Consider the following 1,242-nt stretch of genomic DNA (forward strand, 5'->3'; position numbering starts at 1 on the left):
CAAGTAAGCAAGAATAAGCTGAGTTAAAGCCAGAATAATCCATGCTAATGGTGAAAAAAAGAGTCGATAGAGTTCATTTTTGGCAAGAGTAAACATCAGCTTGTTCTTTCCTCTTGGATAATTTTCATAAACACATCTTCTAAGGAATGTTGTTCTGGTGTTAGTTGTTTCAACTGCCATTGCTGCGTCACTGCGGTACTAATCAGTCTATCTGTTGGATTTTCATCTGGTAGAAAATGTAAACGAAACTGATTGTTTGTAAGCACCTCTACTTGGGTCACACCGGCAAGAGAGTGTAAAGCATTTTGATTAGGAGGGGAGCCAAGTTCTATAAACAAACTGGATGATTGCATTTGTTCTCTCAAACCTGAAATTGTGTCACTTAGAATTAACTGCCCCTGATTCATTATTTGTACTCGATCACATAGCATTTGCACTTCTGGCAAAATATGAGTGGATAGTATTACGCTATGTTCGTTGGCTACATCTCGGATTAAATGACGAATTTCTCGTATTTGAATTGGATCTAAGCCTGATGTAGGTTCATCCATAATAACCACCGCGGGTTTATGAATGATTGCTTGGGCAATACCAACTCGTTGTTGAAAGCCTTTTGATAGGTTAGCAATAAGGCGTTTAGTCACATTAGTTAAACCACATCGTTCAATGACAGAGTCAACAGAAGTTTTAATGTGAGATGATGCAATTTTATTTATCTGGGCACTGAATGTTAGAAACTCTTTAACAGTGAGTTCTTTATAAAGCGGAGGTTGTTCGGGTAAGTAACCAATATGTGATTTAGCTTGCTTAGGCTGAGATAAAAGATCATAACCGTTAATGGTTATCTCACCTCTAGTGGGTGCTAAATTACCACTCAGCATCTTCATGGTGGTACTTTTTCCTGCGCCATTAGGCCCTAAGAACCCGAGAACTTCACCTTTATTAATTTCAAATTTAACATTGTTAACAACGGTGTGAGAACCATAATCTCGAGAAAGTTCATGAGTGGAAAGTAATGGGGATGTCATAATATTTTACAGGAAATAAACTTCATTTTTATTGAGTTCGAAGCTTACCATAGATTGTGGGTCTCGCTAATATAATTAGGGAAGGTGTCAGCCCAAGCTCAAACTATTTTTCTAAATAGTTTTAATGAGTAATAGGCAAAAAAAAACCCGCAATTGCGGGTTTTTTATAGAAAGCATAAAATTATTTAATTTTAGCTTCTTTGTACATAACGTG

Annotated in this window: 1 protein-coding gene; it reads right to left on the reverse strand. The window is 36.8% G+C overall.

Features of this window, described 5'->3' with window-relative positions; all coding sequences use genetic code 11:
• Positions 1 to 95: 95 nt before the first annotated feature.
• Positions 96 to 1,028: an ABC transporter ATP-binding protein gene (locus tag AC3A8L_RS21385; RefSeq protein ID WP_487964302.1), complete on the reverse strand. Its 933-nt coding sequence runs from the start codon at positions 1,026 to 1,028 to the stop codon at positions 96 to 98.
• Positions 1,029 to 1,242: the final 214 nt, after the last annotated feature.

The organism is Marinagarivorans sp., assembly GCF_982758155.1.